Origin of the sequence: Sphingomonas sp. Leaf343 (assembly GCF_001423765.1) — a bacterium.
Classification (GTDB): domain Bacteria; phylum Pseudomonadota; class Alphaproteobacteria; order Sphingomonadales; family Sphingomonadaceae; genus Sphingomonas.
The window spans coordinates 217,708-230,883 of record NZ_LMPG01000012.1; the positions used below are offsets into that span (position 1 = coordinate 217,708).

A 13,176-nucleotide genomic window follows, 5' to 3' on the forward strand; every position below is an offset into this window, starting at 1 on the left:
CGCGTTACGCGAGGGCGAACGGCGAGCGGCGCGGGGCTTGCCCGTCGAGCCCGTCGCATTCGCCTTGCGAGCAGGAGCCTTGCGGGTGGGCGTCTTCGTCTCGGCGGAGTTCGCCTTGGTACGCGGGGCCGGAGTGCGGGGGGCCATCGTCTTGCCTTTCGCTGTGGGAGGATGCGGCGTTCAACCCCCCGGGCGGCGGGGTCGTTCCTTCGCGCAGCGCGGCGATCTCCCCGCGTACCGCCTCGAAATAGGCGAGGCGCGCCGCCTCCGCCTGTTCGGGGTCGACCAGTTCGCCATCGGCCATGCGATACAGGCGATAGACCTGATCCATCAGGGCGCCTTCCTCGTCAGTGAGTTGGCGCTCATACGTGGCATCGCCCCATCGGCCGAACTCCAGCACATCCTCCGCACCGGGCGGCGGCGGGAAGTCGGTGAGGAACAGGCCGGTGCGGGTGTGCTGCCAGACGTGCAGCGCATCGTCGTTCATGGCCTGCGCCGCGGTGCGAAGTGGAGGAAGTGGAGGCGTCGGCGCGTCGTCCTCCACTTCGCGGGCCGGGGCGGCGAAGTGGAGCAGGCCGGCAGCCTCCGCCCGCGTCCATTGCTCCGCTGTCCAGCCGGCGCGGGCGGCGGGATCGAGATCGGTCATGTCGACCTCCCGCGCGATATCCGCGCCGACGCGCAGCCAGCGATCGGCGGCGGCGAGCGCGAGCAGCGGCGCGAGGTCGCGTTCGTCCTGTGCGGCGTTGCCGGAGGCTGGCCCCTCCCCCGCCAGCCCGCGGCGTTGCAGGAACAGCCCGGCGGCGGCGGGGCTGTCGTCGGCGGCCATGCCCGCCAGCCACGCGTCCCAGCCGCTGGCGATCAGCCGCGCCGCGCCCTGCGACGGGGTGCCGGCGGCGTCGTCCGCCTGCCGGTCGAGCCGCGCGAGCATGGTCGAGGCGAGCCGGTTGTCGAAGCGGTGCCGCGTCCAGGTCGATCCGTCCGGGCGGCTGTAGGTATCGACCTGACCGTCGATCGCGCGCGCGGTCAGCGCGTCAGCGATCCTGTCCCGCGCGAGCAGGCTGGCCGCCTGCCACCCCAAGGCGAAGGCCGACCCCGCCGCGCGCCGCCGCAGCGCATAGGCGGAGGAGACGGACATGCCGACATGCCGGCACGCCTCCTCCACCGTCGCCCCCACCGCGACGGATTCGAGAAACGCGCACTGCCGCTCTCCGGTCCAGCCGTCTTGGCGAATGTCGCAGGGCGTGTCCGCGTTCATGGTTTGTCCTTCCGAGAGAGGACGGACCATGTATCCTATGGGCGGGGTTGTAGGACAGCCATCGTCAATACCGGGCACCGGCGAAGCTATGCCCGCAAATCCCCATCCAGTTCGCCGAACCATCGGTTACACCGATACAGCGGTAACATCCGGCCGGGTCGGTCTTCAAAACCAGACGATCAAGACAGGCTACCGAATCCGTGGACTGCGACAATCGCTATCCGGATTTTCTCCTGCTCGTAACAGCTTCATATAGCAGTGAAGTTTACGCTCGAGCATCAGCGCTTGACAGTTTTATTCATAGGTGAAAGTTTGTACCTGCAATTATGTCGGAGGTTACTTTTTGCGGCCGGTTATGGCGCTGTATGCGCTTGAATTTACTTCAAGTGGTGCAACGGCCCAGACATCCTGTTCGAAACCCTGTCGATATGACCACGCAATCGAGATGGAGTATCAGGATTATTCCGGCCTCTCTTCTTTTGCGTTCGTCAGCATCTACGGGGGGATGAATGCGAAAATCGAATGCTCCGGAAGTCGGACGTACTCCATCGCCGTCAGATTTACGGTCCGTAATCCCCGGGATTCGAGGGGCAACCCCGTAGTTCAGGGGGTGACGCCGTGTATTGGCGCGTGCGCGACTGCTTCGTTGCTCGATCCGTCATGCCGCCAGCAAGATTAGCAGCCGAATATCGTCGCTTTCGGATCTCTTATACTGGAATTCAGCATGGTATCGCCATCGACGTTTGCGCTGTTACTGCTTCAGACGACGGTCGTCGCCTCGCCGGGCTATGACATCGCCGGTGCGAAGACCCCCGATGACATTCGGGCGCAGTTTCTGCAGCGAGCGACACAAACACGGGTTCCCAGCACGCCCGATCGCCCGATTCGCATCACGTCCTTGCCGTCATCCTCGGCGATCCTGAGTGGACAGCGTTCGCTGAACGAGTCGATTGTCAGGGCGAAAAGGACGACGATCGTCCCCCCGTTGAAACCCCTGGCCGTTGATGGATGCCGGAAGGTCGTGGAATTCGCCCGTGGCTACACCTTGCGGGGCAGCAGCGTTCTGAACGGGCGGTCGAGCACCTTCGACTGCGGCACGTTCGTAGCCATCGTCGTCGACGAAGATTTCGGTCGACCGCTGGACGTCCTGACGGTTTCGGGATTTGATCCGGCCGACATGGCGGCGGTGGTCAACGGCGGTGCGCTGGCCCGAAGTTTCCGTCTGGGCAAGACCGGCGCGAAGGAGGTCGTCTATCGGTGGGTGCGGCCCGGCCGTGCCCTGACGATCGAGCTGACATCGGACGCGAACGATTACCCGACATTGGTCCGTGCCGGTGACGCCATCCTCAACTCCGTGACCTCGGGATAAGCCGGGCAACCGGCGAACCTCCGGGCCGACATAGGCCCGGACGTCCAGTTCATTCCGCGGCCACCGCCTCGCTGCCCGCCCCACCCTTCAACAGCGGCCTCAGGTACTTACCCGTATAGCTGCGGGGTTCCTTCACCACCTGTGCGGGGGTGCCGACGGCGACGATCTCGCCGCCCTTGACGCCGCCCTCCGGCCCCAGGTCGACGATCCAGTCGGCGGTCTTGATGACATCCAGATTGTGTTCGATCACGACGACGGTGTTGCCCTGCTCGACCAGCGCGTGGAGGACTTCCAGCAATTTGCGGACATCCTCGAAATGCAGGCCGGTGGTGGGTTCGTCGAGGATATACAGCGTGTTGCCGGTCGCGCGGCGGGCGAGTTCCTTGGCCAGCTTGACGCGCTGCGCCTCGCCGCCGGACAGGGTGGTCGCCTGTTGCCCGACCTTGACGTAGCCGAGGCCGACCTCGACCAGCATCGCCATCTTCTCGCGGATCGGCGGCACCGCCTTGAAGAACTCGGCGGCGTCCTCGACCGTCATGTCGAGCACGTCGGCGATGCTGTGCCCCTTGAACTTCACCTCCAGCGTCTCGCGGTTGTAGCGCGCGCCGTGGCAGACGTCGCAGGTGACGTAGACGTCGGGGAGGAAGTGCATCTCGATCTTGAGCACGCCGTCGCCCTGGCACGCCTCGCACCGGCCGCCCTTGACGTTGAAGCTGAAGCGGCCGGGCTTGTACCCGCGCGCCAGGCTTTCGGGCAGGCCGGCGAACCAGTCGCGGATCTGCGTGAAGCTGCCCGTATAGGTGGCGGGGTTGGAGCGCGGGGTGCGGCCGATCGGCGACTGGTCGATGTCGATGACCTTGTCGAGATGCTCCAGCCCGGTGATCCTGTCGTGCTTTCCTGCGAGGATGCGCGCGCCGTTAAGCTGGCGCGCGGCGGCGGCGAACAGCGTGTCGATCGTGAAGCTGGACTTGCCCGACCCGCTGACGCCGGTGATGCAGGTGAAGGTGCCGAGCGGGATCGACGCGGTGACGCCGGTCAGGTTGTTGCCGGTGGCGTTGTGGACGGTCAGCTTCTTGCCGGTGCCCTTGCGGCGCTTGGCCGGGAGCGGGACCATGCGCGTGCCGTTGAGATAGTCGGCGGTGATGCTGGTCTTCGACTTCAGCAGTTGCTTCAGCGTGCCCTGCGCGACGATCTCGCCGCCGTGGACGCCCGCGCCCGGCCCCATGTCGATGACGTAGTCGGCGGTGCGGATCGCGTCCTCGTCATGCTCCACGACCAGCACGGTGTTGCCGAGATCGCGCAGGCGGCGCAGCGTGGCGAGCAGCATATCGTTGTCGCGCTGGTGCAGGCCGATCGACGGCTCGTCGAGGACGTAGAGGACGCCGGACAGGCCGCTGCCGATCTGCGACGCGAGGCGGATGCGCTGGCTCTCGCCGCCGGACAGCGTGCCGCTGGTCCGGTCGAGGTTGAGATAGTCGAGGCCGACATTGTTGAGGAAGCCGAGCCGCTCGACGATCTCCTTCAGGATGCGCTCGGCGATCGCGCGCTGCTGGTCGCCGAGATGGGTCGGCAGGTCGGTGAAGAAAGCCAGCGCGTCGACCACGGACAGGTGCGTGGCGTAGCTGATGTCCCGCATCGCGACCTTGACCGCCAGCGCTTCGGGCTTGAGGCGGGCGCCGTGGCAGGTCTCGCACGGGCGCGACGACTGGTATTTGGTCAGTTCCTCGCGCATCCACGCGCTCTCGGTCTGGAGCAGGCGGCGGTTGAGGTTGCCGATCACGCCCTCGAACGGCTTGTTGACGTCGTACTTCTTCTTGCCGTCCACGAAGGTCAGCGTGACGGGCTTGCCGCGGGTGCCGTGCAGGATTTGGGCGCGGACATCCTCCGAAAGGTCGGCCCACGGCGTGTCCATTGCGAAGTCGAACGCCTTCGCCAGGCTGCCCAGCACCTGCATGTAATAGGGCGAGGGCGGGTTGGATTTGGCCCAGGGCACGACCGCGCCCTTCTTGATCGACAGCGCGTGGTTGGGGACGACGAGATCCTCGTCGAAGATCATCTTTTCGCCGAGGCCGTCGCAGGCCGGGCACGCTCCCTGAGGGGCGTTGAACGAGAACAGGCGCGGCTCGATCTCCGCAATCGTGAAGCCGCTGACCGGGCAGGCGAACTTTTCCGAGAACACGATGCGGCCGGGGGGCGCGTGGTCGCCCAGCACGACGCTTTCGGGGGTGCGCGGTTCGACGGGGTCGGCGGGATCGACATAGGCGAGCCCGTCGGCGAGCTTCAGCGCGGTCTCGAAACTGTCCGCCAGACGCGTCGCGATGTCCTCGCGCACGACGAGGCGGTCGACCACGACCTCGATGTCGTGCTTGTACTTCTTGTCGAGCGCGGGGGCGTCCTCAATCTCATGGACCTGACCGTCGATGCGGACGCGGGTGAAGCCGGCCTTCTGCCACTCCGCCAGCTCCTTCCGATACTCGCCCTTGCGACCGCGCACGACGGGGGCGAGCAGCAGCAGGCGCGTCCCCTCCGGCAGGGTCATGACGCGGTCGACCATCTGCGACACCGTCTGCGCGGCGATCGGCTCCCCCGTGGCGGGGCTGTAGGGCACACCGACGCGCGCCCACAGCAGGCGCATATAGTCGTAGATCTCGGTAACCGTCGCGACCGTCGAGCGCGGATTGCGCGAGGTCGTCTTCTGCTCGATCGAGATCGCCGGGCTCAGCCCCTCGATATGGTCGACGTCGGGCTTCTGCATCAGCTCCAGGAACTGGCGCGCATAGGCGGACAGCGATTCGACGTAGCGGCGCTGCCCCTCCGCGTAGATCGTATCGAACGCGAGCGAGGACTTGCCCGACCCCGACAGGCCGGTGATGACGGTCAGCGTGTCGCGGGGGATGTCGACGCTGACATCCTTCAGATTGTGCTCGCGCGCGCCGCGGACGGAAATTTTGGTCAGCATGAGGCGGTTATTGTTCCATATTTGTTCGCGAGGCAAGGGCGCGCGCCGCTGTACCAGAATGGGGCGAGCGACCCCGCGGAGCAAGGGCCGCCCGGATGCCGCCCGGATGTAGATCAATTGCGGCATGGCCCCCCGCGCCCCGCCGACAATGATGGGCGAAGACGCTAACGGGGAACATCATAGCATGACGCGCACGACTTTCATTGCCGCTCTCGGAGCGATCACCCTTGCTGCCTCGGCCGCTCATGCACAGACCGCGCCGTGCGACACGCTCGCCGCGGATTGTTATCAGGTGATCGTGGACGGCAACAGCAATCCCGGCCGGAGCTTCGACGGGGGCACCGACGGGCCAACCCGCGCCAGCACCAGCTACACGGTCGACCTGCCGGAATTAGGATGGCTGACGACGTGGACCGCCAGCGCCGATCTCTCGACGGGCGCGGCCCGCGCTTCGTTCACGACGAACGTCGGGGGCACCGTCTACGCATCGATGTGGGAACGGTTCGCCTTCGATCTGCCTAGCGGCGTCGACATGGTCACCGCACGCGTATCGTGGACGGTCGACGGCACGACGACCTTCGGCCCTCAGGGCACGCCCAATGGGATGGGAGCGCGGTTCAGCATTCAGGATGTCGGATCATCCGGCGACGGCAATTATGCCGTTACATTCGACCAGCTGGATTTCAACTCGCGCAGCACCGACTATCAGCGATTTACGTCCAACGGGTATCATGAATTCAGCTATTCCGGTCTGCTGGATATCTACGAAGGCCACCTCTACAGCTTCGACCAGCATATCGGCCTGGGATCAAGCGGTGCGGCGCAGCTGGATTACGGCAACACCGCGTTCTTCAATATCGAGCTTCCGGCCGGCGCATCGATCCGGTCCTCATCCGGCGTCCTGCTGTCGAACCCGATCATCAAGACGCCGGGAGCGGTGCCAGAGCCGGCGACCTGGGCGATGCTGACGCTCGGAATCGGCATGATGGGCGCGGGCCTGCGCACGCGGCGGCGCGATCAAGCGATGTCGCCGACTGCCTGAACCGCGAGGGACAACGTCAATAGCCAGATGCCGATGCGGGTCAGCAGCCGGGCAAGTTGCGCCTGGCTGCTGACGCCGACCTTGCGGAACACACTGGCCAATTGCACGCGCACGGTGCCGTAGGCGATCCCGAGCCGGTCTGCGACCTGACGCAGCCCGCCCTCATCCTCGATCAACGCCACGGTCAACCGAGTTTCGGCCGGGGTGAGCTCGAAGCACTGCGCCCATCTGCGTGCGGCCGTCAGCGTGACCCCGCCCGCATCGGGCTCGGTCACGAGAATCAACGCGGCGGGACCGAACATGCGAAAGGGCGATGGCGGGTTGGGTACCGGATCGACCCGCACCAGCAAGTCGGGCCGCCCCGAGGGCCGGGGCAACGCCAGGGCTGCTCCGGCGGTACCATCCCTCACCGCGCCCAGTGCCGACGCGATCGCCGTGTCGAGACGGCGGGTATGGGTCAGCGAGGCTGCGACCAGTCGATCGCCGCACCTGTGCAGCCCATCCTTGCGATCAAGCAACGCGAGTGCCACCGGACTCGTCCGCAAGATACGACCGTCCCGACCGACCATGATCGCGAGAGCGGCATCGCTGGCGAAATCGGGCGGACGGTTGGCGGTGCGCATCGCTCGCTCGACGTGATCGAACAGCATCGTGAAAAGATCGATGGCCTCCCGCGCATGGCTGCCAGCCGCGGCGGCCGCGTGAATCGATATGCCGAGCGTTAGTCCAGCGATTGGCGGCGTGTAGCGGACGAGCGAGTCCGCGATCCCCAGTCGATCCCCGATCCAGCGGGCATAGGGATCCTCGTCGGGATCGCGCCCCTGGTGGACAAGGGCCGTGCGCAGCCGCACTCCGCCGGCATGCGGATGAGCGGCGCCGAACGCCAGCAAGGGGTCGCGCGCGAACATTTCGGCGTCGTATTCGTGCAGGCCGTCACGGAATCGGTCGGCATTGGGGCCGCTCCACCGAGTGTCGTGATAGTGACCGCGGCGCAGATCAACCACGGAAACCAACATCAAGTGACTGTTGGTGTGGGAGATCATCCTGTCGAGCACAGCAGGCCAGCGATCCGGATCGTCGATCGTATCGTAGATGGACCGAACGAGATCGGCCGTACCGTCGCTCAACGACATGCTACCACCCCCCAGCCATGCTGACAGCGTATCATGGCCGATCTGGCCCGTCCTCATTTTCATGACGGATTCGAAACAGAGCTCACGCGGCCACGCCGGGTCAGCCTTGCGCCGGCAAAGAGGTGGCCTATCTTTCCAATACACCAGAGCGGAGCACTTTATGGCCAAGGACGCGGACAGGACGACGGGCAAGGGCGGCAGCAACAGGGCCAAACGCATCCCCAAGCGGATCGGCGGCGTAAAGCTGCCAAAGGAATTGCGGCAGAAAGGCGAGGCGATGCTCGACCGGGGCGAGGCGCTGCTGGCGCAGGCGAACACGCCGGCCGGGCGCGAGGTGCTGGCGGCGGGGCTGACGATGGCGGCGGCGGCGGCGAGCGCGGCGATCGTCAATGCCGGGCGCGAGCGGACCAAGGCGGCGGAGGCCGCTGCCGCGCCGGAGCCGGCGGCGCCCCCTACCCCGCCCTCACCGCCCCCGCAGGGCACGCCCCAGGGCACTCAGCGCACCCCCGACCCGCAGGTGATCGCCGATGCGCTGACGCAGGCGGCGGAGCAGGTGCTCGGTCGATTGTTCGGCGGGAAGAAGGCGTAACGGCGCGTCGCCGGGCGGATCTCCGAAAAGACCCTCTTGTCCGTTTTCGTGCTGCGCATCGTCGGGCAATGGCGTCCGCTCGTTGGCGTTCGAGATCGCTCAGGCCGAACACAGATCAGAGGTTCGGCCTGATGTCGGTTCCAGTCCATCTTACCTACCGTTGCAACGGTAGGTGGCCCTGCGCCGTCTAGACGCCGACGCGCTGCGCCCGAAAAGGTGATGTTGTGGGGATGTCTGCGTTTGGTGGATAGCGACCGGTCTGTTTACGGCACGAACCACGGATTGCGGACGTTGCCAACGATGGGCACAATGATCCCGTGGAAGACATCTCGATCCTGTCCCGCGATCCATATCGGCGACGCACATGGTTGCGGCAGCGCTCGCCCTTCTGGCTGATTGATCCTGGCTTCGCCGCCAAGGGGAGCGACTGCGTAGCCGCAGGCGGCCGTCATGAGTGGTACAACAGTGGTGACGGATCAGCGTGCTACCATTGTCAGGTCACGATGAGCGGGAACGCCTGGCAAATCGGTGGGGCAGATGTTCTGCTCCGCCCACCCCGACGGCGATAGTTTGGGGGAAACCGGCCGTTCACCCGCATCCTTTTCTTAGAGGGCCATTGCGCCAAAGAGGCAGGCGCAGCCGAGCGCGGCGATCAACATTCTGTTCACAGCAAAGCGGATTGGAGAATCACGCCGGGAAGCTGTGCCAAAGCGGCTTGGCATCACGCCGAGCATCAATCCGCGTGCAAACAATGCGCAGAAGAAGATGGCCAGCCCGATCAGCGCCAAACGCGTCATGCCGTCACTCTGCACAGCAGGACGAATGTCTGCAATTGGGACGATCTTGACATCAGCCCATCAAGTAAACGGCAATGGTGATTGCGCCGACAGTCAGCGCCAGAACGGCAAGGATGCTTACGATCCATGAAGCCGCTCGACCGAATTTATCATCGATCCAACGGACAACATCTTCAGCGATGAAGGTTACGAAGTCCATTAAGGGAACCTACCGCTTTAACGAATGGCAGCAATTGGGAAATTCGACAAAGATCATGGATGACCGGCTTTGGGCGTTTTCGATTGGGCCCGCCTCGCGATAGCCGCTTCAAGCCAATGAGTGCGTTGGTGCCATTGTTTTGCAACCTTAGCGGAAGACGCGATGCTAAGGCGTATACGAGTGCGATCAAGCTCGGATTGTAGCTCTTCGCCGGTCAGCTTGTCCAGGTCGGTATCGGTGTGCGGTACGCCAGATCGCTTGCTCATTTGGGCAACATGCTACGCTCGATGAATGTCCACAAGAGGGCGTGATCGGACATTCGCTTCGTTCCATGCGGGAGCGTCGATCGGACAGTCGAGGGGTACTCAAGGCCGACGGACATCACGGCGGCAATGTCTCCGAGGCGTGGTCCCGGCGGTGTCCCGGGATGAACGGTCGATTTGGAGAGCGAGAGACGCCGTAGCGCCGAAAGGCGCTCATCCTTGATGGTGCAGGACGGTAACGGAACCATCGTGCTGCTTGCCGCTCCCCCGCGACCGTGGCGAGGTGACGGTGCCTATTTCCCCGCGACCGCCGGGGTCGCGCCGGGAACGGCGGGGGGGACGGGGACGAGTTCGTAGATGTCGAGGAGCGCCCCCCGGCCCGCCTTCGGCAGCACCAGCCGCCAGCGGAACGGGCCGACACGCTCGACGATGCCGGCGACGTCGCCGGCGGGATCGGTGCCGTAGCCCGGCGATTGCTGATTCGCGTGACGGCGGGTGCCGCCGAGCAGGACCTGACGGGTCGCACCGTCCTCGAACAGCCAGCCACCGGGCAGGTTGGCACCGTCGACCTTGGTGAAGGCGACACCCTTCGCGTCACCCTCGATGTAACAGAAATCGGGTTTGAAGCTGGCGATCGGCGCGGTGCCGCCGAGCCGGACCAGGCGGCAGCGATAGGGCCCCGGCGGAAGCGAAGGCAGGGGCAGCGCACCGGCGGGGTCGAGCAGCGCGCCTTCCGCCGTGACCTTGCCGGCGTAGCGACGGGTGATGCGGGTCTTCGCCTCCGCCCAGCGGCGCGGAAGAGCATCGATCCGCGCCTGATCCTCCGCCGATGCGAGCGCGCGCCAGCCGGTGGGCCGGGGCGCGGCGGCCTCCACCGCGACCGTCGGACGGGGGCGATGCGCGCAGCCGGACAGCGAAACGGCGGACAACGGAAGGGCAAGCGCGATGGTCACGGCTACGCGGTTCATGGCGCGAGGCTCCTTGGGGGTTCGTCGATGGCGGGTGAGGTGTTGATGAAACGTAAACGGGGCTGGTTAACAAAAGGTAAACGCCGACCGACCGTGCGACGGATGGAGGGCGTTCATGCGTCGGGCCGCCGACGCTTGCCGCGCCAGCCGAGCGACGCGCGGTTGAGGGCGTGCAGGTCGGCGGAGCCTTCCGCGACCGCCCGGCCGAGCCGGATCGCGGCGTCGAGGCGGTCGGCGGCGATATAGCGATAGGCGGGACGGCCGGCGACGTGATCGTACCACGGGCCGCCGCAGACCGTGTCGAGCAGGATGCGCTGGAAACAATGGTCCGCGCTGACCGGCCAGTGACGGTCCTTCGCCAGCGCCGGGAGCATGGTGCGGGTCAGATGGAGCCAGTCGGCTTCGAGGGTGGCGCGGGGCGGCATGCGATGATCGATCCGGCGGTGTGTCAACGATATAGGGGCCCGGCTTTGCCGGAACAGGGCGATCGCCGACGTGGTGGCGATCGCAGCGCGGTCCGCGGTGGAACCTGGTGGAAGCCCGGCGCTTCGAACTTGCTTCGTACAAAAAAGAGGGGGAGGTAGAAGGGGCGTCACGGCGAAGCCGTGCCGTCGGTCGGCGCTCTCGGCGCCGCCGGCCGGCCTTCGCGGGAGTGCACTCAGGCGCACTCCCGTTGCGGCTAGATGTGGATCGGCTTGCCCTGCACAGCCATGGCGGCTTCCTTCAGCGCCTCCGCGTGGGTCGGGTGAGCGTGGCAGGTGTAGGCGATATCCTCCGACGTCGCGCCGAACTCCATCGCCTGCGCCGCCTGCGCGATCATCGTGCCGGCGAGCGAGGAGATGATCCAGACGCCCAGCACGCGGTCCGACTTGGCATCGGCGATGACCTTTACGAAGCCGTCCGTGTCGCGGTTGGTCTTGGCGCGGCTGTTGGCGGCGAAGGGGAATTTGCCGACCTTGATCTCGCCGGCCTTTTCCTTCGCGGCTTCCTCGGACAGGCCGACGCCGGCGATTTCCGGCATCGTATAGACGACGCTGGGAATCACGTCGTGGTTCACGATCCCGGTCTGGCCGGCGATGTTCTCCGCCACCGCGACGCCCTCGTCCTCCGCCTTGTGCGCGAGCATCAGGCCGGGGGCGACGTCGCCGATCGCCCAGATGCCGTCGACGTTGGTACGGAAATCATGGTCGATGCCGACCTGCCCGCGCTGGGTAAGTTGCACGCCCGCCGCTTCCAGATTCAGGCCGTCGATATTGGGCTTGCGGCCGATCGCGACCAGCACCGCATCGGCGTCGAGCGTGGTGCCCTCCCCCCCCGCGGCCGGCTCGATCGACACGGTGGCGCGGTCGCCGTTGACGGCGACGCCGGTGACCTTGGTCGAGGTCATCAGTTCGAAGCCCTGCTTTTTGAACAGCTTGGCCGACTCCTTGCGGACCTCTCCGTCGAAGCCGGGCAGGATCTGATCGACGTACTCGACGACGGTGACCTTCGCGCCGAGACGCTTCCAGACCGAACCGAGTTCGAGGCCGATGACGCCGCCGCCGATCACGACCAGATGCTCCGGCACCTTGGGCAGTGCGAGCGCGCCGGTGGAGTCGACGACGATTTTCTGGTCGACCTCGACGCCGGGCAGCGGCGTGACCGACGAGCCGGTGGCGATGACGATATCCTTCGCCGTGACGGTCTGGTCGCCGACCTTGACGGTATGGCCGTCCTGGAACGCCGCGCGGCCCTTCAGCCACGTCACCTTGTTCTTCTTGAACAGGAATTCAATACCGCCGGTCAGTTCCTTGACGGCCTTCGCCTTTTCGGCGTGCATCTGGTCGAGGTTGAGGGTCGCGCCCTGGATGTCGACGCCGAACTTGGCGAGGTGACCGCCGGTTGCCTCCGCGTACAGTTCCGACGCGTGCAGCAGCGCCTTGGACGGGATGCAGCCGACGTTGAGGCAGGTGCCGCCCAGCGTCTCGCGGCTCTCCGCACACGCCGTGCGCAGGCCGAGCTGCGCGGCACGGATCGCGGCGACATAGCCGCCGGGGCCAGAGCCGATCACGAGGACGTCATAGTCGTACTGCTGTTCGTCAGCCATTCTCTGTTCCCGTATCATCAAGCGAGGACCCTGATGGCTCCGTCGCCAGCCGCCGCACAATCAGCGGCAAATTCGCGCAGCGCAGGAACGCCCTGCATAACATAACCAAGCGCGTCCGAACCCCCATCTAGGAAGACATCGGCCAAATACACGTCGGCGGCCATCATCGCTTGCGGATCGTAGCGAGCGGCCAGCACTTCGTCGGCGACCGCAGAGAGCGCGGCCGCAAAGGCTGCCATCCGCGAAGGCGTGACGATCGAGTATTCGAACGAGCCGATTTCGCCGGTCCGCACGAACGGTGTTTCATCGGCGATGATGCCCAGCGGGTGACCGGTCCCGTACACCTCGCCCGTCAGTATGAAGTGCAAGGCATTCCACGCCTTGTCGAAATCAATCAGACCGGAGTCGGAATCCGAATACTCTTCGGGGAAGACGATGCTTTCCACGACATCAGGTTCCAACGCTGCCCGGCCGAGCTGCTCGGGAGTCGCCCGGCGAAGGTACATCACCATTCCC

At 65.7% G+C, this 13,176-nt stretch carries 12 protein-coding genes; 3 read left to right on the top strand and 9 right to left on the bottom strand.

Annotation, left to right across the window (positions count from 1 at the left end; translation table 11 throughout):
• Positions 1-4: 4 nt before the first annotated feature.
• Positions 5-1,255, bottom strand: coding sequence for a hypothetical protein (locus ASG07_RS10560; protein WP_055845711.1), 1,251 nt, complete (start codon positions 1,253-1,255; stop codon positions 5-7).
• A 724-nt stretch (positions 1,256-1,979) separates the two neighbouring features.
• On the opposite strand from ASG07_RS10560, the gene ASG07_RS10565 reads away from it, so the two are divergent.
• On the top strand, positions 1,980-2,624 hold the full coding sequence (locus ASG07_RS10565; RefSeq protein WP_055845715.1) for a hypothetical protein: 645 nt from the start codon (positions 1,980-1,982) through the stop codon (positions 2,622-2,624).
• 49 nt (positions 2,625-2,673) lie between these two features.
• Here the strand turns inward: ASG07_RS10565 and uvrA are convergent, their stop codons facing one another.
• Positions 2,674-5,583: an excinuclease ABC subunit UvrA gene (gene uvrA / locus ASG07_RS10570; RefSeq protein WP_055845718.1), complete on the bottom strand. Its 2,910-nt coding sequence runs from the start codon at positions 5,581-5,583 to the stop codon at positions 2,674-2,676.
• 184 nt (positions 5,584-5,767) lie between these two features.
• On the opposite strand from uvrA, the gene ASG07_RS17855 reads away from it, so the two are divergent.
• On the top strand, positions 5,768-6,625 hold the full coding sequence (locus ASG07_RS17855) for a PEP-CTERM sorting domain-containing protein (RefSeq protein WP_055845721.1): 858 nt from the start codon (positions 5,768-5,770) through the stop codon (positions 6,623-6,625).
• On the opposite strand, the gene ASG07_RS10580 is transcribed toward ASG07_RS17855, so the two are convergent.
• Positions 6,601-7,758 (bottom strand): helix-turn-helix transcriptional regulator, encoded by a 1,158-nt coding sequence (locus ASG07_RS10580; RefSeq protein ID WP_055845723.1) that lies wholly within the window; start codon positions 7,756-7,758, stop codon positions 6,601-6,603. The genes ASG07_RS17855 and ASG07_RS10580 overlap by 25 nt on opposite strands.
• Before the next feature lie 160 nt (positions 7,759-7,918).
• On the opposite strand from ASG07_RS10580, the gene ASG07_RS10585 reads away from it, so the two are divergent.
• Positions 7,919-8,347, top strand: a complete 429-nt coding sequence (locus ASG07_RS10585) for a hypothetical protein (protein ID WP_055845726.1) — start codon at positions 7,919-7,921, stop codon at positions 8,345-8,347.
• 605 nt (positions 8,348-8,952) lie between these two features.
• On the opposite strand, the gene ASG07_RS10590 is transcribed toward ASG07_RS10585, so the two are convergent.
• The 6 genes from ASG07_RS10590 to ASG07_RS10610 all read right to left on the bottom strand — a co-directional run bounded on the left by ASG07_RS10590 (position 8,953) and on the right by ASG07_RS10610 (position 13,172).
• Positions 8,953-9,144, bottom strand: a complete 192-nt coding sequence (locus tag ASG07_RS10590) for a hypothetical protein (RefSeq protein WP_156361828.1) — start codon at positions 9,142-9,144, stop codon at positions 8,953-8,955.
• A gap of 52 nt (positions 9,145-9,196) precedes the next feature.
• Positions 9,197-9,343: a hypothetical protein gene (locus ASG07_RS17235; RefSeq protein ID WP_156361829.1), complete on the bottom strand. Its 147-nt coding sequence runs from the start codon at positions 9,341-9,343 to the stop codon at positions 9,197-9,199.
• A 556-nt stretch (positions 9,344-9,899) separates the two neighbouring features.
• Entirely contained in the window at positions 9,900-10,574 is a 675-nt protein-coding gene (locus ASG07_RS10595; protein WP_055845731.1) for a DUF4893 domain-containing protein, read from the bottom strand.
• Between the two features lie 113 nt (positions 10,575-10,687).
• Complete coding sequence (locus ASG07_RS10600; protein ID WP_055846144.1) at positions 10,688-10,999, bottom strand: hypothetical protein; 312 nt, start codon at positions 10,997-10,999, stop codon at positions 10,688-10,690.
• Positions 11,000-11,253: 254 nt separating this feature from the next.
• On the bottom strand, positions 11,254-12,660 hold the full coding sequence (gene lpdA, locus ASG07_RS10605) for a dihydrolipoyl dehydrogenase (RefSeq protein ID WP_055845733.1): 1,407 nt from the start codon (positions 12,658-12,660) through the stop codon (positions 11,254-11,256).
• Positions 12,661-12,677: 17 nt separating this feature from the next.
• Positions 12,678-13,172, bottom strand: a complete 495-nt coding sequence (locus ASG07_RS10610) for a DUF1877 family protein (protein ID WP_236694636.1) — start codon at positions 13,170-13,172, stop codon at positions 12,678-12,680.
• Positions 13,173-13,176: the final 4 nt, after the last annotated feature.